Genomic DNA, 21,909 nt, shown 5'->3' with positions numbered 1-21,909 from the left:
TCACTGCGATTGACCGCGTCAGCGAGGCATGCAAGTTCATCTTAGTGATTTTCCCTTAGAAGAACTGTAAGCGAAGCGTAGATGAGCAAATGAATTGTGCCTATCGTTGGGTAGGTAACAAAACGTGTTTCGCGAGGAATTGAAATGTAACTACATCGGAAGGTCAGTCATTGCCAAAATAGTCCGAAAATTTCGATGATTCAAATCGTAGCCAACAGGAGTGAATAATAGGAGGGTGTTATGTCGATTTTTAGAAAGTTAGGTTGGTTTTTTAGACAAGAAAGGAAACATTATTATATAGGAGTAGCCGCATTGGTTTTGGTGGCTCTCGTTCAATTAGCGCCACCCAAAGTGATTGGAATCATTATTGATGAGATCGCAGAAAAAGAGATTTCGATAGAAACGATTTTATTTTGGATAGGTATTTTGCTTGCCGCTGCATTAGCACAATATATTTTTCGTTTTGTCTGGCGGATAAATATTTGGGGGAGTGCTGCACGCTTGGAAAAAAGCTTACGTCGTCAATTATTCGATCACTTCACCAAAATGGATCATCTTTTCTATCAAAAACATCGAACTGGAGATTTGATGGCCCATGCCACCAATGATTTGAACGCCATTCAAAACGTTGCTGGGGCGGGTATTTTAACCTTTGCGGATTCGTTTATCTCTGGAGGAGCAACGATCATCGCCATGATCCTTTTTATCGATTGGCGTCTGACCTTGATTGCGTTGATTCCTTTGCCATTTCTTGCGGTCATGGCTAGAGTGTTAGGCAGCAAACTACATGATGCTTTTCGTGATTCGCAAGAAGCTTTTTCAGCGATTAATGACAAAGCACAAGAAAGTATTACTGGGATAAAAGTCATCAAAACGTTTGGACAAGAGACAGAAGATATTCAAGATTTTCAAGCCAAAATTGATGATGCCATCATCAAGAACCGTAAAGTCAATTTTTTAGATGCACTTTTTGATCCTTTCATTACATTGATTATCGGTGTCTCATATGTCTTAACGATTATTGTGGGTGGTCGTTTTGTCATGTCAGGAGAGATATCGATTGGCCAATTGGTTTCATTTATTAGTTATATTGGTATGCTGGTTTGGCCTATGTTCGCCATTGGCCGTCTGTTCAATGTTTTAGAACGAGGGAATGCCAGCTATGATCGGGTATCTGAATTGCTGGGGGAAAGAACCCATATTGTTGAAAAAAAACACGCGATCCAAGAGCCGGCTCAAGGTAAAATTGAAGTGGCGTTAGACGCTTTTCGCTATCATGATGCCGAAGAAATCACGCTGCAACAGATAGCATTTACCTTACATGAAGGACAGACATTAGGAATCGTTGGCAAAACCGGTGCAGGTAAAACCTCCATTTTGAAGTTGCTGATGCGGGAATATGATCATTATGAGGGTGACATTCTTTTTGGCGGGCACAGCATCAAAGATTATACTTTGAATGCGTTATTGGGCTCTATCGGGTATGTTCCCCAAGATCACTTTCTTTTTTCCATGTCGATTCGAGACAATATCCGTTTTGCGGTACCCCAAGCACCACAAGAAGCGGTTGAAGCGGCTGCTGATTTGGCGTCAATCAATGATGACATCAAAGCATTGCCAGAAGGATACGAAACAATGGTCGGTGAACGAGGGGTCTCATTATCTGGCGGGCAGAAACAGCGGTTGTCCATCGCACGGGCATTGATTGTTGATCCAGAATTACTGATCTTAGATGATGCCTTGTCAGCTGTCGATGCCAAAACAGAAGAAGATATTTTGCACAAATTGCGAGACTATCGAAAAGACAAAACAACGATTATTTCTGCGCATCGGCTAAGTAGTGTGAAGCATGCCGAAGAGATCTTAGTTATCGATGAAGGAAGAATCATCGAGCGAGGGACCCACGAAGCCCTGTTAGCCAAAAATGGCTGGTACAAAAAAATGTGGGACAAGCAACAACTGGAAGCCAAAATTGAAGGGAGTGAAGTATAATGGAACGTCAAGAATCTGAATGGTCAAAATCAATTCCATTTAAAGAGCAAAAATTGATCATCAAGCGGATGTTACAATTTGCAAAACCCTTCAAGAAGACATTTTTTGCAGCCATTTTCTTTGCTTTTCTCTTATCAATCGTCAACATTCTCCTGCCTAGAATTCTGCAGACATTCATGGATAACTATCTGACACAACAGTCAGCAACCAATCAAATCATCTATTTCTTTGCGGGTCTCTATTTCTTTGGGGTAGTCATCAAAGCAGTCATCTGGTTTTTTCAATGGTTTCTATACTCGATGGCTTCCTTGCAGACGTATCAATATGTGCGGACCAAGTTATTCGAGAAGCTGCATAGTTTAGGTATGCGGTATTTTGATCAGACTCCAGCAGGTTCGATTGTGTCGCGGGTCAGCAATGATACCGAAACATTGTATGAATTCTGGTATGTGTTTTTGATGGTTTTGACTGGTATTTTTGCAGTCCTATCTTCTTTTGCCGCCATGTTTCAGATCAACGTAAAAATTGCTTTATTGAATCTGATTTTCTTACCTATCTTGATGATCGTCATCTGGTATTATCAAAAATTCAGCTCCCGAATCTATCGTCAAATGCGAGAAAAATTAAGTCAATTGAATACGAAATTGAACGAGTCGATCTCGGGAATGCAGATTATCCAGCAGTTCCGACAAGAAGCACGTCTGAACCGAGAATTTGAGGAAACGAATGATGAATACCTCAAGACAAGGTATGCAATGATTCGTACTAATTCGTTGCTATTATCGCCGATCATCAATTTTCTCTATGCGATTGCAGTTGCGATGTCATTAACGTTGTTTGGGTTTGATGCTTTGCATTCTCCGATTGAAGTGGGGTTGATTTATGCTTTTACCACCTATGTCCAAGGCTTCTTCAATCCTATGACACAGATGATGGATTTTCTCAGCGTCTTTACTGATGGCATGGTGGCTGGTAGCCGTATTCTTAAAATCATGGATAATGAAGAATTTACCCCACAACAACATCCGGATGCGAATCAAGTCATTGAACAAGGAAAGATTGAATTTCGTAATGTCAGTTTTTCTTATGATGGAGAAAATCATGTATTGAAGAATATTTCCTTTACTGCTTATCCAGGAGAAACCGTCGCTTTGGTGGGACACACTGGTAGCGGCAAAAGCTCGATCATTAATGTTTTAATGCGCTTTTACGAATTTGGTGAGGGACAAATTTTGATTGACGATCATGATATTCGCGATTTTACGATCGAAGAATTACGAAAAAAAGTCGGATTGGTTTTACAAGATGCTTTCATGTTCTATGGAGATATTTCTGACAATATTCGTTTATTGAACCCAGAAATCAGCGAAGAACAAATCCGAGCAGCAGCGAAATTTGTGCAAGCAGATAAATTTATCGAAAAACTGGAGGGCACTTATCATGCCAAAGTGATTGAACGGGGCGCTAGCTACTCCAGCGGGCAACGACAGTTGATCTCATTTGCTAGAACGATGGTGACTGATCCTAAAATCCTCGTTTTAGATGAAGCTACTGCCAATATCGACACCGAAACAGAAGGATTGATCCAGGAAGGGTTGGCGAATATGCGACAAGGGAGAACTACGATTGCCATCGCCCACCGATTATCCACGATTCGGGATGCTGAATTGATTTTAGTTTTAGATAAAGGACGTATCGTCGAACGAGGAAACCATGATTCATTGTTAAAACAGCAAGGCCTTTATGCAGATATGTATAAATTACAGTCCAGTGACGTGTGATTAGTCGGGAATATTTTTTGCTGTTTCCTTCCAGTGGACACTAACTAATTACTAGAATTCCATGTATCCATCACTCCATCACTTTGTTGGTGTTGGCTTGGGAGCGGGTATGTGGGGTTCTTGTTTTTCATCGATTCATTTTATAAAAGGAATCAGGAGGAAGTAAAATAACGAATCCTTTTTTCGGTCAATGTATTGATAGCGTTTTCTCTGTTTGCTATCATAAGGATAAGTTAATCATTCGTATGGATAGTGATTGTTGAAAAAACAAGCTAAACCTGATGAAAGTAAGGCTATTTGGTCTGCTCTCATTAGGTTTTTTTTCTGGAAAAAAGGAGTATGGATCAAAATTGATTTGAATGGCTATCTCGTATAAAACTAGGTTAGTACGTCAATAATCAAGTGGGGGTAAAACATGAAAATCAGTAAAGTGTTAAACAATAATGTCGTGATAACTATTGATGAAAAACAAAACGAAATTATTGTGATGGGAAGAGGGATCGCATTCAAGAAAAAAGTTGGTGACGATATCAGTGATCAAACGATCGATAAAGTATATCGTTTAGAAAATCGTACAATTGCTTCCCAATTTCAGGAATTATTGGCCGACTTGCCATTAGAATATTTGGAACTTTCGAACCAAGTAATCGAATATGCAAGAGAAGAGTTGTCCTCACCGATCAACGATTCGATCTATATTTCTTTACCTGATCATTTACATAGTGCAATCGAGCGTGCCAAAAAAGGGATCGTTGTCAAAAATGTTCTTCTCTGGGACATCAAGCGATTTTTTCCAGATGAATTCAAAATCGGAAAACGAACGATTGAAAAAATTAGTGAGCGCTATGGGATTGAGTTGCCGGAAGATGAAGCGGGTTTCATTGCACTGCATTTGGTAAACGCTCAAACAGAAAACAATGATCAAAGCAATCTTTATGAATTGACGAAAACAATGCAAGATATCATCAATATCGTCAAATACTATTTTAAAACAACTTTCGATGAAGAATCGGTTTATTTTTATCGTTTTACTACGCATTTGCGTTTTTTTGTTTCCCGCATGCAGAACCACTCTACCCATGCGGAAGAGACTGACGATGAGCTCCTTGAGATGGTAAAGATAAAATATCGCAACGCCTATCAATGTGTGCAAAAAATCAAATCATTTCTGGTAACGAATTATCGTTACGATATGTCCAATGATGAAAGTTTGTATTTAACGATTCATATTGCGCGATTGGTGCAAAAGAATCGCTAACCATAAAAGAAAGGAGGTCATCCCAGAATAAACTGGGGAATAGTAAAGCATTTTTTGGATAGTGACATTCAGTTGGCTAAACCTTCAATCAAACAAAAATTGGAGGAAACAAAAATGGGAAAATATCATGAATTAGCAGAAAAAATCGTGGCAAATGTGGGCGGAAAAGAAAATATCAATAGTTTGACCCACTGTATCACTCGGCTGCGGTTTAAATTGAAAGACGAAGGAATCGCGAACGATGACATCTTGAAAAATATGGATGGGGTCGTAACAGTGATGAAAAGTGGCGGTCAATACCAAGTAGTTATCGGTAATCATGTGCCAGATGTCTATGCAGAAGTAGTGGATGTTGCGGGGATCAGTGAAAACAGTGAAGAAGAAAGTTCCGGAGGGAATATTTTCAATCGTCTGATCGATATCCTCAGCGGTTGTTTCCAGCCTTTCTTAGGTGCGTTAGCAGCTGCCGGTATGATCAAAGGGTTTAATGCATTATTAGTCTTTTTGGGTACACAGGGTTGGTTCAACTATACAGCAGAATCAGGCACATATGTAATGTTGAATGCGATCGGTGATGCAATATTTATGTTTATGCCGGTTATTTTAGGTTATACTTCTGCAAAAAAATTCCGTTTGAATCCGATGGTCGGTATCGTTATTGGAGCCGCTCTATGCTACCCAACGATTCAAGGCACTGCGCTGCAAACAGCCTTTACCGCAGTTGCCGGAGAAGGAGCAGCAGCACCTTATAGCTTACTTGGACAATCTGCCTATCAAACTTTCTTAGGTATTCCATGGGTAGGGGCAACCTATACAAGTAGTGTCGTACCAGTCATTTTCATTATTGCATTTGCTGCACAGATTCAAAAACTTGCTAAAAAAGTGATTCCAAGTGTCGTGCAAACTTTCTTGGTACCATTTTTCGTCTTACTGATTGCTTTACCTGTTGGGTTCTTGATCATTGGTCCAATCATCAGCATGTTGACAGATCTCTTGAGTGCCGGATTCCAAGCGCTAATGGACTTCTCGCCAGCGGTTTATGGATTGATTCTAGGATTCTTCTGGCAAGTATTGGTTATCTTCGGCTTACACTGGTCGGTTGTGCCACTAGCGATCATGCAAGTTACGCAACAAGGATTCAGCCAAGTGTTGACAGGTTCCTTCGGAGCTAGCTTTGCTCAAACAGCAGTTGTCGTTGCCATGTATTTCAAATTAAGAGACAAAAAGATGAAAGCATTATGTCCGCCAGCGATCATTTCTGGTATCTTTGGTGTAACTGAACCAGCTATTTATGGGATCACTCTTCCTAAAAAGACTCCTTTCATATATTCTATGATCGGTGGTGCTGTCGGTGGACTGTTCTTAATGGTCAATGGTGTAACGGGCTACACGATGGGCGGACTTGGTATTTTCGGGATCTTTAACTTCATCACACCGGATGGAGATGCGAGTGGCATGTGGACTTCACTGATTGCTATCGCCATCTCTGCAGCGATTGGTTTTGGTTTGACGATGGCATTCTGGAAAGACAATACAGTAGTCGAAGAAATTGCTGAAGGCGAACCTACAATGTCTGTACGTAAAGAAATCATTAGTTCTCCTATCGAAGGAACGGTTGCACCTTTAAGCAGTGCCAAAGATGAAGCTTTTGCCCAAGGAATCTTAGGTAAAGGAATCTTGATCCATCCTACAAAAGGGGAAGTCGTTGCTCCATTTGATGGTACCGTTATGACATTGTTCCCAACGAAACACGCCATCGGGTTGATCTCAGATAACGGATTGGAATTGTTGATCCATATCGGTTTAGATACCGTTCAACTCAATGGGCAATACTTCGAAGCGCATGTCAAGCAAGGAGATAGAGTAACTCGAGGTCAAAAATTGATTACCTTTGACAAAGATGCGCTGATCAAAGCTGGTTTCAACATTGAGACCCCTGTTTTGGTAACAAATTCTGCTGATTACTTAGATATTATTGAATCAGATAAAAATGAAGTTGCTTGTTCAGATGATTTGATCACAGCTCTCGTTTAGCAAAAACTTTCTAAAAAGAGCTATATATGCATAAAAGCGATCGGCCATGTGGGGCGATCGCTTTTTGTCAGCCGTTTAATTCGGAAACAGAGAGTCTTTGTATTGAAGATTTTTATCGTAGGTTGGTTCAGCGATAATCGTTGAGGAAGTAGGACGTTTGTCATAAGCCATGCCAATATCGATCAAATGCTGAAGATTTTTTTCATAATGTTCCGAAAAGACGATTCCATACAGCACATCCAGTAGGTAGCAAACGGACGTATTAATTGTGAAATTTGCGATCTTTGAGTAAAGCCTTTCTCGGGTTGTGATATTTAAGACACAATCACTTAATTTTGCCAATGCGTTCTCGCCAATACTAGTCATTCCAATAATTGAAACTTGACGTTCGGCAAGAATTTTACCGATTTCTTTGATCATCTTGTTTTCACCAGTATAAGAAATCAAGATGGCTGTCGTATCAGAAGTACAGTTGGATGCTTCATAAGCACTTTCGCCAAAAGTGTCACAAACATGGATGTTTTTTCCTAAACGCCGCATCTTCAAAACAAAGTCTTGAGAAATCAAGGTATTGGCATTACTTGCGAAAATCTTGATATGGCTGGCATTGAGTAGCGATTGTTTCGCTTTTTGCAGTTCATCGTGATGGATCAAGGAAAGCGTATCTTCAATTGTTGTTTGTTCGAGTTTCGCTAACTTTTTGGCGATCGTCATAATGCCGTCATGGGAGGAAAAGGGAAAGTTGGCATCAACATCTGTAAAATGACTGCTCATATAGGTTTGCTCTTCCAAAAAGGCTGTCTTTAAGTCGAGCCAACCGTTGAAGCCTAATTTTTTGGCGATCCGAATAAAAGTAGAAGGATGAACGTAGGTTTTTTCAGACAATTCCTTGATGGTTTGATCAGCCATCGCAGTTGGATTGGCTAATAAAAAATCGATCAAAGATCGTTCAGCAGGGGCCAACTTGATTTGGCGCATTTTTTCTTGTAATAACATGGTATCCACATTCCTTTTTACATTTTTATATAGTTGTTTGTAAATAAAATTATCGGAAATTTTTCTTTTTTGAGTATTTGAATAATTGTCGATATAAATATTATTCCTTATATCATTCGATTTGTAAATGCTTTTTACAAATCACTCGCAAGATATCCCTAGATTTGCAAACGCTTTTTCTAAATAATAAATTTACATTGAATCGAATTATTTTATAAATGATAATAAGGGTGTAAATAAAATAGCAAAGGAGCAATACAATGACAAAAGGAATCAAAATCGCTACCATTGGTGGCGGCAGTAGTTATACTCCGGAGTTAATGGAAGGCTTTATCAAACGCTATGAAGAACTGCCAATTCGGGAAATTTGGTTAGTAGATATCGAAGCAGGAAAAGAAAAACTGGCAATCGTTGGAGCGATGGCACAGCGAATGTGGGATGCTTCTCCTTATGATGTGAAAATCCACATGACGCTGGATCGAGAAGAAGCCTTGAAAGATGCAGATTTTGTTACGACTCAATTTCGAGTAGGCTTGCTGAATGCCCGGATCAAAGATGAGCGTATTCCTGCCTATTATGGCATGATCGGTCAAGAAACCAACGGTCCTGGCGGGATGTTTAAAGCATTTCGGACAGTACCAATTATTCTGGAAATCGTAGAAGATATGAAACGCTTATGTCCAAATGCTTGGTTGATTAATTTTGCCAATCCAAGCGGCATGGTCACAGAAGCGGTTGTCCGTTATGGGAAATGGGATAGAGTGATTGGACTTTGCAATGTTCCTGTGATGGCGACCATGATCGAACCTGCATTGATCGGTAAAGAGCCGGATGAGTTAATCTACAAATTTGCTGGCTTAAACCATTTCCATTGGCATAAAGTCACTGACTCACACGGAAATGATGTGACGATGGATATTATTGATAAAATGTATCAGGAAGATAATGGTTTGCCGAAAAATATTTTTGATGTGCCGTTTTATCGTGAACAATTAGAACAAATGAGAATGATTCCTTGCGGTTATCATCGCTATTACTATCGTCAAGAAGAAATGTTGAAGCATGCACTGGAAGAATATCAGACTGTAGGAACGAGAGCGCAGCAAGTGAAGCAAACAGAGGCAGAACTTTTTGAACTTTATAAAGATCCAGAATTGGATCATAAACCAGAACAGCTGCAGCAACGTGGGGGAGCCTACTATTCAGATGCGGCTTGCGAAACGATTGCCTCGATTTATGCAAACAAAAATACCCAGATCGTGGTCTCAACCAAAAATGAGGGAGCTGTTCCTGACCTACCGGCTGATTGTGTTGTCGAAGTTACCGCGTATGTTGGGGGACAAGGTGCCCGCAATGTGGCTTTTGGCGAGCTGCCGACTGCAGAAAAAGGCTGGCTACAAGTAATGAAGGCTATGGAGCTTTTAACGATCGAAGCAGCGGTTACTGGCGATTACAATACCGCATTACAAGCTTTCACCATTAACCCATTGGTGCCATCAGGAGAAACAGCTAAACGCGTAATGGATGAATTATTTATTGCTCACAAAGCTTATCTACCAAACTTTAAATCAACGATTGAGCGTTTGGAAAAAGAAGGAATCGAAGTTCAAGACGAACTGGCAAAATCACTTAATTAATCAACAAAATATCAAGAAAGTAGGAATGAAATAATGGGATTTAGAAAAGACTTTTTATGGGGCGGCGCAACTGCTGCCAATCAGTGTGAAGGAGGTTACAACGAAGGTGGGCGAGGCTTAGCCAATGTCGATGTTGTACCGATCGGTAAAGATCGTTTTCCAGTCATCACAGGACAGATGAAAATGTTTGATTTTGATGAGGATCATTTTTATCCTGCCAAAGAAGCAATCGATATGTATCATCGTTACAAAGAAGATATTGCTTTATTTGGAGAAATGGGCTTTAAAACCTATCGTTTGTCCATTGCTTGGAGTCGTATTTTTCCAAAAGGGGACGAACAAAAACCAAATGAAGACGGCTTGAAATTCTATGAGGATCTCTTCAATGAGTGCCATAAATATGGTATTGAACCACTGGTAACGATCACGCACTTTGATTGTCCAATGCATTTAGTAGAAAAATATGGTGCTTGGCGTTCACGAGAATTAGTAGGCTTTTATGAGAATTTATGCCGAGTTATTTTTAATCGTTACAAAGGATTGGTCAAATATTGGTTAACTTTCAACGAAATCAACATGATTCTTCACGCGCCATTTATGGGAGCTGGCCTCTATTTTGAAGAAGGCGACAACGTGGAGCAGGTCAAATACCAAGCGGCCCATCATGAATTATTGGCATCTGCGATTGCGACGAAAATCGCTCACGAAGTAGATCCGGAAAATAAAGTGGGCTGTATGCTGGCTGCAGGTGCCTACTACCCTTACACAAGTAAGCCTGAAGATGTTTGGGCATCAAGAAAATCAGATCGCGAAAACTATTTCTTCATTGATGTCCAGTCTCGGGGAGAATACCCACAATATGCATTGAAGGAAATGGCCCGTAACGGGATTGAGATCAAAATGGAAGAAGGCGACTTAGAGTTATTGAAGGCCCACACAGTTGATTTTATTTCATTCTCTTACTACTCTTCTCGGGTATCGACAACAGATGCTGAGCTATTGGAACAAACTTCTGGAAATATTTTTGCTTCAGTAAAAAATCCTTATTTGGAAGCAAGCGAATGGGGCTGGCAGATCGACCCATTAGGTTTGCGGATTACTATGAATGACCTTTATGATCGTTACCAAAAACCATTATTCATTGTAGAGAACGGTTTGGGTGCTGTTGATACACCAGATGCTGATGGCTATGTGGAGGATGATTACCGAATTGATTATCTTGCAGCACATATACAAGCCATGAAAGACGCCGTTGAACAAGATGGTGTTGATCTATTAGGGTATACAACATGGGGATGTATCGATTTGGTCTCTGCGGGAACAGGTGAGATGAAAAAACGCTACGGTTTTATCTATGTTGATCGCGACAATGAAGGCAATGGTACGCTGAAACGGACAAAGAAAAAATCCTTCGACTGGTACAAACAAGTCATTGCTTCAAATGGCGAAGACTTAACAAACAAATAATCATGCTTGCGGCTTCTTCTTGGATGAATTCTAAGAAGAAAGCCGCTGATAGTCTTTACGATGGAGGGATAATATGGGGTTTCCAAAAAATTTTCTTTGGGGTGGCGCAACAGCTGCGAACCAATATGAAGGCGGCTATCTTTCTGGCGGAAAAGGGTTAAGCACCCTCGATGCCATTACAGGAGGCAGTATGGATCAGCCGCGAATGATTACCTATAAAACAAAAGACGGCCAGATCGGGAAAGTTACTCGGGATACCGAATTACCTGAAGGTGCCGTTGGGTACATCGATCCAGAGCAGTATTATCCTAGTCATGTGGCGACAGACTTTTACCATCATTATCAGGAAGATATTGCGTTGTTTGCAGAGATGGGCTTTAAGTGTTTTCGGATGTCTATTTCCTGGGCGCGGATTTGTCCAAAAGGAACCAGAGAGATCAACGAAGACGGCCTGGCTTTTTATGATGCAGTTTTCGATGAGCTGTTGAAGCATGGCATTGAGCCAGTGGTGACGATCAATCACTTTGATATTCCTATGTGTTTAGCGGATGAATATGATGGTTGGTCGAATCGCAAAGTGATCGACTATTTCTTGTTTTTCTGCGAAACGATCTTCACTCGTTACCAAGATAAAGTGAAATATTGGATGACGTTTAACGAGATCAACTTTTTGAGAAGTTGGACACAAATTGGTATTCATAAAAATGATAAGCAGCATAAGTATCAAGCTGCTCATCACTTGTTTGTAGCAAGTGCTAAAGCAGTACAAATGGGACACCGAATCAACCCGGATTTCATGATTGGGATGATGGTGGCGTATATTCCAAGTTATCCGATGACAGCTAATCCAGAGGATGTTTTAGCTGCATTGCAATTCAATCGGGAACAAGAATTCTATATTGACGTTCAAGCAAAAGGCTATTATCCTGCCCACAAGGTAAAAGAGTTCGAACGTGAAGGGATCGAAATCAAAAAAGAAGCTGGAGATGACGCGGTCATTGCGAACGGAACGGTTGACTATATCGGTTTTAGCTATTATATGTCAACCGCTTCTTCAGCAAATCCTGAAACAGTCAAGTATGTTGGCGGCAACCAAATGCCTGCGGTGAAAAATCCTTATTTAGCCGAATCGGATTGGGGCTGGGCGGTCGATCCATTAGGGTTGCGGATCTCATTGTGTCAATTGTCTGATTGTTATCATCTTCCTTTATTTGTAGTAGAGAATGGATTCGGTGCCATAGACAAAGTGGAATCTGACGGCTCGATCAATGACGATTATCGAATTGATTATTTCAAAAAACACATTGCAGCCATGAAAGATGCGATAACTCTTGATGGCGTAGACTTGATTGGCTATACACCTTGGGGATGTATCGATCTTGTATCGGCAGGAACTGGTGAGATGAAAAAACGCTATGGCTTTATTTATGTGGACATGGATGATCACGGGAACGGAACATTGGCCCGGAAAAAGAAAAAATCATTTGATTGGTACAAAGAAGTGATTGCTTCAAATGGAGAACAACTTTAAAGAATAAGAAAACATCCCCGCATTCATGGCGCAAACAGCAGTGAGAGAGTATTCATTGCTGTTGCAAACCGATGAGTGAGTGGATGTTTTTTCTGGTTAGATCATTAGCCAAGAACCTTTTCAATACTAGGGATCATTTTGGTTGGATTGGTCTGAGGGGCAAAACGTTCAACGACATGTCCCTTGCGATCAATTAAAAATTTAGTAAAATTCCATTTGATCGCTTTCCCCATCGTTCCTGGGGCTTCTTCCTCCAAGTATTGAAAAAGCGGATCAGCTTCTTTTCCGTTGATGACTGTCAATTGATGCATCGGAAAGTCAACACCATAGGTTGTGCGACAAGCTTCGGCAGCTTCACTAGCAGAATGAACTTCTTGTTTGAATTGGTTGGAAGGGAAGCCTAAGACCATCAATCCTTGGTCGCGATATCGTTGGAACAATTCTTCAAGTTCGTTGAATTGGGGGCTCAATCCGCATTTTGTCGCCGTGTTGACGACAATGATGGCTTGCCCCCGATAGCGTTCTAATGAATAGGTTTCACCGTTTTCCAAAGTGGCTTGAAACGCGTAAATTGACATTTTTTTGCTCCTTTCGATAGTTGACAGTATTTTCTAATTGTTGATTGTTCAGTAGTTCTAAACTTGTAATTAGTATATTTCAATCTGGAGGAAAAACCAAAAATAATTGATTTTCTTTCAGCAGTAAATAGACACAAGGCAGCAAAAAAAGGTTGGGATCAGAAGTGTTAAACTTCGATAAATAAGGAGGAATATATGGAAATTGCTTTTCAATTTTTTGGTATTTCGACTTATTTCCGAAGACATTGTTTCGGCTACCGCTGTTTAGACGTGTTTAGAGCGTGAAACAAAAGTATTTTTTACTTTTGTTTCACGCTCTTTTATTCGCTTTGACATTCGATTGTCTAATTGGCAGAAAAGATGACCTTTTTAGCAAGTCATTAGATTTCTGAAGCGACTTCGCCTTCAATTTCTTTTCCATGGACTACCGATTTGGTTTTCCACACACCGGAATACCAACGATAAATCATTAAAATACTCCGCAATGCTTCATCAATTGCGTAAGCGATCCAGACACCAATCAAGCCAAATTTAAAGACGATGGCCAAAGAGTACGAGAATGGTAAGCTGATGACCCAAAGAACAATCAAACTGCAGAATAATGGGAATTTAACATCCCCGCTGGCATTTAAAGAGCCCACTAGAATCATATTGACCGCACGTGCTGTCTCTAGGACGATTTCAACGAGAAATACGCCTTTAGCGATTGAGATGACTTCAGCATTGGTAGTAAAGATTCCCATAATCGGTTCGATAAAGAGATAAGTCAATAAACAAATTGTAACAGAAGCGATGATGCCAATGATCATTGTGCGCATGCCCCGTTTTTGTGCTCGCTCAAATTCTCCTGCGCCTACATGACGACCAATCATGATTTGATTTCCCTGACTTAACGCCGAGGCGATCAAATACACAAATTGAGTGATCGCTGTAACATAAGACTTAGCAATCAGCACGCTTGAACCTAATTGCGCAACGATCATCGTTACTACCACTTGTGCTCCTTGATAAGACAAAGATTCTCCTGAGGAAGGTAGGCCATAGGTTAAGACATTTTTCATTACGTCCCATGATAAATACTTCAATCGGGCAGAAAGAACAGAAAAACCAACGTGTTTTTTCAGTAAAAATGCCGCAACAATCAAGCCAATCGTATTGCCGAAGACACTGGAGAAAGCTAGTCCTGTTACACCGAAATTAGGTAAGCCAAAAGGACTGTAAAGTACAAAGTAGTTACCAATAACAGCTAAGATAATGGCAAACATCGGTACAAGCAAAGCAGGTTTCGTAAAGCTGTGGCTACGCATGACCGCGATAATGACAGCTGTCAGCGAAGAAATAAACAAGCTTCCGCCATATACTTGCAGGTAGCCGCGACCCAAATCAACCAATGCTTCTTCTAATCCCATAAAATGCAGCAATTGATCAGAGCCAAAGATAAACATCAAGCTGATCAAAATACCTAAGAATAGAGAACCAAAAAGTGCTGTATTGATCACAGTAGGGATTTTATCTCGCTGCTTCGCACCAATTAGTTGAGCAATAATGATTTGCGTACCGACAGTGATGAAACCATAAATAAAGACGGTCAGATTCAGCAATTGATTTGCTGCGCTGACGGCAGCGACTGCTGGTTCAGAATAATGGGAAATCATCCATACATTGACATTCCCAATAATCACACGTAAAAATAGTTCAACAAAAATCGGCCAGCTAAGAAACAATAGTTCCCGATCAGATCTTTTCAAAAGTTTTTTCTTATTCAATTGTAAGGACTCCCCGTTTTCTATATAATAGATGTATCGTGAAAATTTTACAAAAAATGAAAAGAAAGTCAATGTAATTTTCAGAGAAAAAAACGGGAATATCTTATTATTTTTTGTAAGCAGAACATTCGACAGAAATTCTTTTTGAAAGTAAAGTATGGGTAGTCGAAAATGGAGGGAACAATTATGTATGATGTAATTATTATCGGCGCTGGACCTGCCGGCATGACAGCAGCGCTGTATGCGTCACGGTCAAATTTATCTGTTCTGATGATTGAGCGGGGAGCTCCTGGCGGTCAAATGAATAATACTGCTGAGGTTGAAAATTATCCTGGCTTCGATTCGATCTTAGGCCCAGAACTTGCTTTTAAAATGTATGAAAGTGCCATCCGCTTTGGCGTGGAGAATGCCTATGGCATCGTTCAAGGGATCACGGATCATGGAGAGTACAAGGAAGTCTGCACAGAAGACAAGAATTATCAAGGGAAAACTGTGATCATTGCAACAGGCTGTGTACATAGAAAATTAGGAGTCAAAGGCGAGGAAGAATTCGCTGGACGCGGAGTTTCATATTGTGCAGTTTGTGATGGCGCCTTTTTCCGCAACAAACGGTTGATCGTAGTTGGTGGTGGAGATTCTGCAGTCGAAGAAGCGATCTACTTAACACAATTTGCTTCAGAAGTAACGATTGTCCACCGTCGGGATGAGCTACGTGCGCAAAAGATCATCCAAGAACGAGCATTTGCCAATGAAAAGATCTCATTTATTTGGGATTCTGTCGTGGAAGAAATCAAAGGCAACGAGATGGTCGTAACTGGTGTTCAAGTGCGAAATGTCAAAACAAATGAAGTAACGGAAGAAGCGGCTGGTGGTGTCTTTATCTACGTTGGGCTAGATCCATTGACTGAACCATTCAGAGCTAGTGGACTCACGAATGAAACAGGTTGGATCCCAACCAATGAAATGATGGAAACAACTATGCCAGGCGTCTATGCGGTAGGGGATGTTCGAGAAAAAGGCTTACGACAAATCACTACAGCAGTCGGGGACGGCAGTATCGCTGGCCAACAAGTATTTGATTTTATAGAAACACAAAAAGACCAGCAACCAGTTAAATAATTATCGAACGCACTGTTATTTATAAAACGTTATTCGTTTTTGATAGCAGTGCGTTTGCATTTTCGTTTGGTTATTCTTTGAGAAAAACAGAAGTAGTGTTATACTAAAATTATAGTCATTTTAAAGTTAGAAGGAGTGGTTTTTGTATGGGATGGGAACAAATTTATGAGCAATGGAAAAATCATCAACAATTAGAAGCAGGGTTGAAGGATCAGTTAACAGAACTGGAGAAAGATCCAGAAATGTTGCAAGATGCTTTTTATATGCCGCTTGAATTTGGTACTGCTGGGATGCGAGGGATCTTAGGACCTGGGATCAACCGCATGAATATCTATACGGTCCGTCAAGCAACAGAGGGATTGGCGCGCTTCATGGATACACAAGATCCAGAAACCCGTCGCCGCGGTGTCGCAATCGCATATGATTCTCGTCATTTTTCACCAGAATTTGCGATGGAAGCAGCCAAGACATTAGCAAAACACGATATTCCTGCCTTTGTGTTTGAAAGCTTACGTCCAACCCCTGAATTATCTTTTGCGGTACGTTATCTGCATACGTTCACTGGAATCATGATTACAGCATCTCACAATCCGGCAGCTTATAATGGATACAAAGTATACGGCGAAGATGGTGGACAAATGCCTCCAGCAGATGCGGACGCCTTGACAGCTTTTGTTCGAGAAATTGAAAATCCATTAGAAATTCCAGTTTTATCAGAAGAAGAAGCAAAGCATAGTGGATTGATCACGATTATCGGCGAAGAGGTCGATACTGCGTATCTAAAAGAAGTCAAAACAGTGACAATCGATCAAAAATTAATCGAGACAACAGGGAAAAATCTTAAATTAGTTTACACACCATTACACGGAACAGGTCGGATGCTTGGTGAAAAAGCTTTGAAACAAGCAGGGTTTGAGCAATTTATTATTGAACCTTCACAAGCTGTTGCGGATCCAAACTTCAGTACAGTCAAGTCACCAAATCCAGAAGAACATTCTGCCTTTGAATATGCGATTGCTCTGGGAGAAAAAGAAGACGCAGACTTGTTGATTGCAACTGATCCGGATGCGGATCGCTTGGGTGCTGCAGTCCGGATGCCTGATGGAAACTATCAAGTATTGACAGGAAATCAATTAGGCGCATTGATGATCCGTTACATTCTAGAAGCCCACAAGAATGCCGGCACACTACCGGAAAATGCAGCAGTCCTAAAATCGATCGTTTCTAGTGAATTGCCAACAGCGATTGCCCAGTCTTACGACGTTGAAATGGTCAATGTATTGACTGGCTTCAAATTCATTGCCGAAAAAATCCAACAGTATGAAACAGATCATTCCCATACGTTCATGTTTGGTTTTGAAGAAAGTTACGGTTACTTGGTAAAACCTTTTGTGAGAGATAAAGATGCGATCCAAGCACTTGTCTTGTTGGCTGAAGTCGCTGCTTTTTATAAACAATCGGACAAAACACTTTATGATGGATTGCAAGATATCTTTGAGGAATATGGTTATTATGCCGAAAAAACGATTTCTGTTACGATGAGCGGTATGGAAGGTGCAGCCAAAATCACTGCATTGATGAAAACATTCCGAGAAAAAGCACCATCAGTTTTCGCGGGTATACCAGTCGTTCAAACAGAAGATTTCAAAGAATTGACAAGAGTTGGTTTAGATGGTCACATGCAAAAAATGACTACACCACCGTCAGATGTATTGAAATATACTCTTGAAGATGAGAGCTGGATTGCGGTTCGTCCTTCTGGAACTGAACCAAAAATCAAATTTTACATTGGTGTCAAAGGAAACTCTTCTGAAGATGCAGCAAATAAAATTGCTGAACTTGAAGCTGCCATTAATGAAATTACAGAAGTTTAAGCGATAAACAAGAGCTAGATCCTTTTCAAATACTTGGATGAGAATCAGATAGATTATTTTGCTGATATTCAGTTCTTCTTGGAGAACTTATTATAGGAAAATGTGCTGCTTCTTTTCCAGGTATTTGGGTGGATCCTGCATTTATTTTGACGCCTTGTTTTCAATGGGGCTTGACAAAGAATGCTTGAACCAGCTAGAATTTTATTCACCATCAAGAAAGGAAGACCAGCATGACTCAACCAGATCAAGAAGATATCCAAAAAGTCACTCAAATTTTTAAAATGCTTGGTGATCCTACACGTTTGAAGATATTGCTTTCTTTAGAAGAAGGAGAACGTAATGTAACTTCGATCGCAGAGCAAGTGATGATGGAACAATCTGCGGTCTCTCATCAATTGAAACTATTGAAAGATAATCGGATCGTAAAATCGGAACGACAAGGAAAGACAATTTTATATAGTTTAGATGACAAGCACGTAGTCGACATCTTACAAAAAACATTCGCTCATATCCATCACCGCTGAAACTAGGACGAGAATTTCTCGAAAGTCCTAGTTTTTTCTTATGCTTTTTGGTATGCTAGTAGAAAATTAAAAATGGATGAACGATTTTTTAATAACGTTTTCGGTAAGGAGGCTATATGAAAGAGCAATTAAATATAGGACTACTAGGAATGGGTGTCGTAGGCACTGGAGTCTGCCAACTATTAGCGGAACAAAGAGAGGCAATCGCAGCCCGAACTGGTGTCGAGATTTTTATTACGAAAGCATTGGCCTCTCCTTATGATGATAAAAGCGCAATTGCCCAAAAATACGGGTTTGAACTGACTAGTGATATTCAGGAAATCTATCAGGATGAGTCCATCGATGTCATTGTGGAATTGATTGGCAAGATCGATCCTGCGAAGGATTTTATTCTTGGTGCGTTAGCTCACAAGAAACATGTTGTAACCGCCAATAAAGATCTCTTGGCGTCTCATGGCCCAGAACTGACTGCCGCTGCTAAAAAAGCCGGTGTTGCATTGTATTATGAAGCCAGCGTGGGAGGCGGGATTCCTATCTTGCGAACATTAAGCACGCATTATTTACCCGATACGATTACCTCGATTTCTGGCATCGTCAATGGTACGACGAATTATATGCTGACAAAAATGTTAACAGATAACTTAAGTTATGAGGAAGTTCTAGCTGAAGCACAGGCAAAAGGATTTGCAGAATCGGACCCGACCAATGATGTGGACGGTATTGATGCAGCTTATAAGATGGTCCTCTTGACAAAATTTGCATTTGGTATGACGATCGAGATGAAAGATGTTTCTATCGGCGGCATTCGTGGATTAGCAATTGAAGACATCATTTATGCCCAACAACTAGGGTATGAAGTGAAACTTATTGGTACGGCACAAAAGACACCAAAAAATCATGTCGCTGTTTCTGTTGGTCCAGTTCTTGTCCCTAAGCCCCATCCGCTAGCCTCAATCAAATATGAGTTTAATGGCGTGTATATCGAAAGTACGGGCATCGATCGTTCCATGCTTTACGGGCCTGGAGCGGGGGCTCGTCCTACTGCAACGAGTGTGCTGGCAGATGTGACGGAGATCGCTAAAAATAAATCTGCTGGGATCACTGAATCATTTCTAACCTTTGAACAGCCGACTCAGATTGCAGTACCAGATGAGCTTCGTCAACGTTATTACATTGCGTTGACTGGACCATTAGCAGCGCAGCAACAGACATTGGACTGGATCGACCAAGAATCTATCTTGGAAAAGAAAGCATTTTTGACGAAGCCATTGAGTCCCTCGGAATTAACAGCAGCATTATCGATTTTTGAAGATGGTCGAATTAGCCAAATCATGAAAGTAATGGAGGAGTAGCAGATGTATGAAGGACTATTAAAGCACTATAAAGAGTATTTACCGGTGACAGAAAAAACACCGCTAATCTCATTAGCAGAAGGAAACACACCGCTGATTCCATTGAATAACTTATCAGAAGAATTGGGTATCACATTATATGGGAAATACGAAGGACTAAATCCTACTGGATCTTTCAAAGATCGGGGAATGGTGATGGCAGTAGCCAAAGCGGTGGAAGAAGGCGCAAAAGCAATCGTTTGTGCTTCTACTGGTAATACCAGTGCTGCAGCAGCAGCGTATGCGACACGAGCAGGAATCAAAGCCTATGTGGTGATTCCAGATGGTAAGATCGCAATGGGCAAGTTGGCACAGGCAATCGTTTATGGCGCGGATATTATTTCTATTCCCGGGAATTTCGATGAAGCACTAAAAGCAGTTAGAGAAATTGCCAAAACAGAAGCTGTGGCCCTCGTGAATTCAGTCAATCCTTACCGTTTGGAAGGACAAAAAACCGCTGCCTTCGAAATTTGCCAGCAGTTGGAGAAAGCGCCAGATGTACTAGCAATTCCAGTAGGAAATGCTGGAAACATCTCTGCTTATTGGAAAGGATTCAAAGAATGGCATGACAAACAAGGGACTTCACTACCAAGAATGCATGGATTTGAGGCAGAAGGTGCCGCAGCAATCGTAAAAGGCGCGGTAATCGAAGAGCCAGAAACAATCGCAACAGCGATTCGGATCGGCAATCCAGCAAGTTGGAAGCTAGCAGAAGCCGCTCGTGATGAATCAAAAGGGTTTATCGATGCTGTAACCGACGAAGAGATCTTGAATGCTTACCGAAAGGTAGCTGCACAAGACGGTGTCTTTATTGAACCAGGATCGGCTGCTTCACTAGCAGGCGTGATTCAGCACGTGAAAAACGGGAAAATTCGTTCTGGTGAAACCGTAGTGGCAGTCTTTACTGGAAACGGCTTGAAAGATCCTGATACAGCTATTCAGGCTACCGAAGTAGCGATCCATAAGATGAGTGATCTAGAAGAAATGCGGCAACACCTGCGTAAAGGAGTGTCTCAACTATGAAGATTCGCGTTCCTGCAACCAGTGCAAATTTAGGACCTGGTTTTGATTCTTGCGGGATTGCTCTCTCAAAATATCTATTCATTGAAATTATGGAAGAAAGTGACCGATGGGAGATCTTACATGAACTCGGCAGTGAAATCCCTAATGATGAAAGTAATCTGCTGTTACGTGTCGCGCTGAAGCTTGCACCTACACTTACACCGCGTAAAATCCGCATGTACTCAGATATACCTTTAGCACGGGGATTAGGCAGCAGTTCATCGGTTATCGTGGCTGGAATCGAATTAGCCAATCGTTTAGGACACCTGAACTTAAGTGATGCACAGAAAGTTGATATTGCAACGGCCATTGAAGGCCACCCCGACAATGTGGCACCGGCAATTTATGGCGATTTTCTGATTACGGCCTTTGATCATGAACATAAACAAACTTATGTTGTTAAACATCATTTTCCGGAATGCAATATTGTTGCTTATATTCCGCAAGAACAATTGTTGACAGAAGCTAGTCGGAATGTCCTCCCTAAAACACTGGACTTTTCAACTGCTGTTGAAGCCAGTGCAATCGCCAATGTGATGATCGCAGCAGTGATCAAAGGGAATCTACCTTTAGCAGGTAAAATGATGCAGGCGGATCGTTTTCATGAGAACTATCGTGAAAAATTAATTCCGCATTTATCCACGATCCGCCAAATTTGTGAAGAAGAAGGCGGCTATGGCTGCTTCCTGAGTGGGGCTGGACCAACTGTCTTAGCGATTGTCCCACCCGAAAAGGCAGATAAGATCTGCCGCCTTCTCCATGCGCTTGAAACCAATGCAGCAATCGAACAGCTGCAGATCGATCGCGAAGGCGTCCAAGTCTTTTAGACTTTTCTGATTTGACACAAGCAAAAATCCCCAGAATAATGGTACAGTCTAGCTGACCATTACTCTGGGGAT

At 41.0% G+C, this 21,909-nt stretch carries 16 protein-coding genes; 13 read left to right on the top strand and 3 right to left on the bottom strand.

Annotated features, from left to right (window positions below; genetic code table 11):
* Nucleotides 1-240: 240 nt before the first annotated feature.
* The 4 genes from DVW06_RS07150 to DVW06_RS07135 all read left to right on the top strand — a co-directional run bounded on the left by DVW06_RS07150 (nt 241) and on the right by DVW06_RS07135 (nt 7,065).
* Nucleotides 241-1,992 (top strand): ABC transporter ATP-binding protein, encoded by a 1,752-nt coding sequence (locus DVW06_RS07150; RefSeq protein ID WP_003126259.1) that lies wholly within the window; start codon nt 241-243, stop codon nt 1,990-1,992.
* Nucleotides 1,992-3,773, top strand: a complete 1,782-nt coding sequence (locus tag DVW06_RS07145) for an ABC transporter ATP-binding protein (RefSeq protein ID WP_003126260.1) — start codon at nt 1,992-1,994, stop codon at nt 3,771-3,773. The genes DVW06_RS07150 and DVW06_RS07145 overlap by 1 nt, the downstream gene beginning before the upstream one ends.
* A 415-nt stretch (nt 3,774-4,188) precedes the next feature.
* Nucleotides 4,189-5,031, top strand: a complete 843-nt coding sequence (gene licT / locus DVW06_RS07140; RefSeq protein WP_137264524.1) for a BglG family transcription antiterminator LicT — start codon at nt 4,189-4,191, stop codon at nt 5,029-5,031.
* A gap of 114 nt (nt 5,032-5,145) precedes the next feature.
* On the top strand, nt 5,146-7,065 hold the full coding sequence (locus tag DVW06_RS07135) for a beta-glucoside-specific PTS transporter subunit IIABC (RefSeq protein ID WP_003126264.1): 1,920 nt from the start codon (nt 5,146-5,148) through the stop codon (nt 7,063-7,065).
* A 75-nt stretch (nt 7,066-7,140) separates the two neighbouring features.
* On the opposite strand, the gene DVW06_RS07130 is transcribed toward DVW06_RS07135, so the two are convergent.
* The gene (locus tag DVW06_RS07130) at nt 7,141-8,061 is read right to left on the bottom strand and encodes a MurR/RpiR family transcriptional regulator (RefSeq protein WP_003126265.1); all 921 of its coding nucleotides are present in this window, start codon (nt 8,059-8,061) and stop codon (nt 7,141-7,143) included.
* A gap of 260 nt (nt 8,062-8,321) precedes the next feature.
* Between DVW06_RS07130 and DVW06_RS07120 the strand changes: the two genes are divergently transcribed.
* From DVW06_RS07120 to DVW06_RS07110, 3 genes are all read left to right on the top strand, one after another.
* A complete protein-coding gene (locus tag DVW06_RS07120; RefSeq protein WP_003126266.1) occupies nt 8,322-9,698 on the top strand; it encodes a 6-phospho-beta-glucosidase in 1,377 nt (458 codons plus the stop codon).
* 33 nt (nt 9,699-9,731) lie between these two features.
* On the top strand, nt 9,732-11,165 hold the full coding sequence (locus tag DVW06_RS07115) for a 6-phospho-beta-glucosidase (RefSeq protein ID WP_003126267.1): 1,434 nt from the start codon (nt 9,732-9,734) through the stop codon (nt 11,163-11,165).
* A gap of 73 nt (nt 11,166-11,238) precedes the next feature.
* The gene (locus DVW06_RS07110) at nt 11,239-12,696 is read left to right on the top strand and encodes a family 1 glycosylhydrolase (protein ID WP_003126268.1); all 1,458 of its coding nucleotides are present in this window, start codon (nt 11,239-11,241) and stop codon (nt 12,694-12,696) included.
* Between the two features lie 104 nt (nt 12,697-12,800).
* Here the strand turns inward: DVW06_RS07110 and DVW06_RS07105 are convergent, their stop codons facing one another.
* Both DVW06_RS07105 and DVW06_RS07100 read right to left on the bottom strand, forming a co-directional pair.
* Nucleotides 12,801-13,274: a glutathione peroxidase gene (locus DVW06_RS07105; protein WP_005471196.1), complete on the bottom strand. Its 474-nt coding sequence runs from the start codon at nt 13,272-13,274 to the stop codon at nt 12,801-12,803.
* Nucleotides 13,275-13,654: 380 nt separating this feature from the next.
* Nucleotides 13,655-15,040, bottom strand: coding sequence for an MATE family efflux transporter (locus DVW06_RS07100; protein ID WP_137264523.1), 1,386 nt, complete (start codon nt 15,038-15,040; stop codon nt 13,655-13,657).
* A 186-nt stretch (nt 15,041-15,226) separates the two neighbouring features.
* Here DVW06_RS07100 and trxB point away from each other — a divergent pair, with 186 nt between their 5' ends.
* From trxB to thrB, 6 genes are all read left to right on the top strand, one after another.
* The gene (gene trxB / locus DVW06_RS07095) at nt 15,227-16,159 is read left to right on the top strand and encodes a thioredoxin-disulfide reductase (RefSeq protein WP_003126271.1); all 933 of its coding nucleotides are present in this window, start codon (nt 15,227-15,229) and stop codon (nt 16,157-16,159) included.
* 146 nt (nt 16,160-16,305) lie between these two features.
* Entirely contained in the window at nt 16,306-18,033 is a 1,728-nt protein-coding gene (locus DVW06_RS07090; RefSeq protein ID WP_005471201.1) for a phospho-sugar mutase, read from the top strand.
* A 230-nt stretch (nt 18,034-18,263) separates the two neighbouring features.
* On the top strand, nt 18,264-18,557 hold the full coding sequence (locus DVW06_RS07085) for an ArsR/SmtB family transcription factor (RefSeq protein WP_003126275.1): 294 nt from the start codon (nt 18,264-18,266) through the stop codon (nt 18,555-18,557).
* 116 nt (nt 18,558-18,673) lie between these two features.
* Nucleotides 18,674-19,909 carry a homoserine dehydrogenase gene (locus tag DVW06_RS07080; RefSeq protein WP_003126276.1) on the top strand — a complete coding sequence of 412 codons (1,236 nt, stop codon included), beginning with the start codon at nt 18,674-18,676 and terminating at the stop codon, nt 19,907-19,909.
* A 3-nt stretch (nt 19,910-19,912) separates the two neighbouring features.
* Nucleotides 19,913-20,971: a threonine synthase gene (thrC, locus tag DVW06_RS07075; RefSeq protein WP_137264522.1), complete on the top strand. Its 1,059-nt coding sequence runs from the start codon at nt 19,913-19,915 to the stop codon at nt 20,969-20,971.
* Nucleotides 20,968-21,837, top strand: a complete 870-nt coding sequence (thrB, locus tag DVW06_RS07070; protein WP_003126278.1) for a homoserine kinase — start codon at nt 20,968-20,970, stop codon at nt 21,835-21,837. Before thrC ends, thrB begins: the two co-directional genes overlap by 4 nt.
* Nucleotides 21,838-21,909 lie beyond the last annotated feature (72 nt).

Source organism: Enterococcus sp. ARL09-542, assembly GCF_005234805.1.
In the GTDB taxonomy this organism is placed as follows: Bacteria; Bacillota; Bacilli; order Lactobacillales; family Enterococcaceae; genus Enterococcus_D; species Enterococcus_D gallinarum.
Note: the sequence above shows the minus strand (reverse complement) of the source record. Positions and strands in the feature narration are given on the sequence as shown.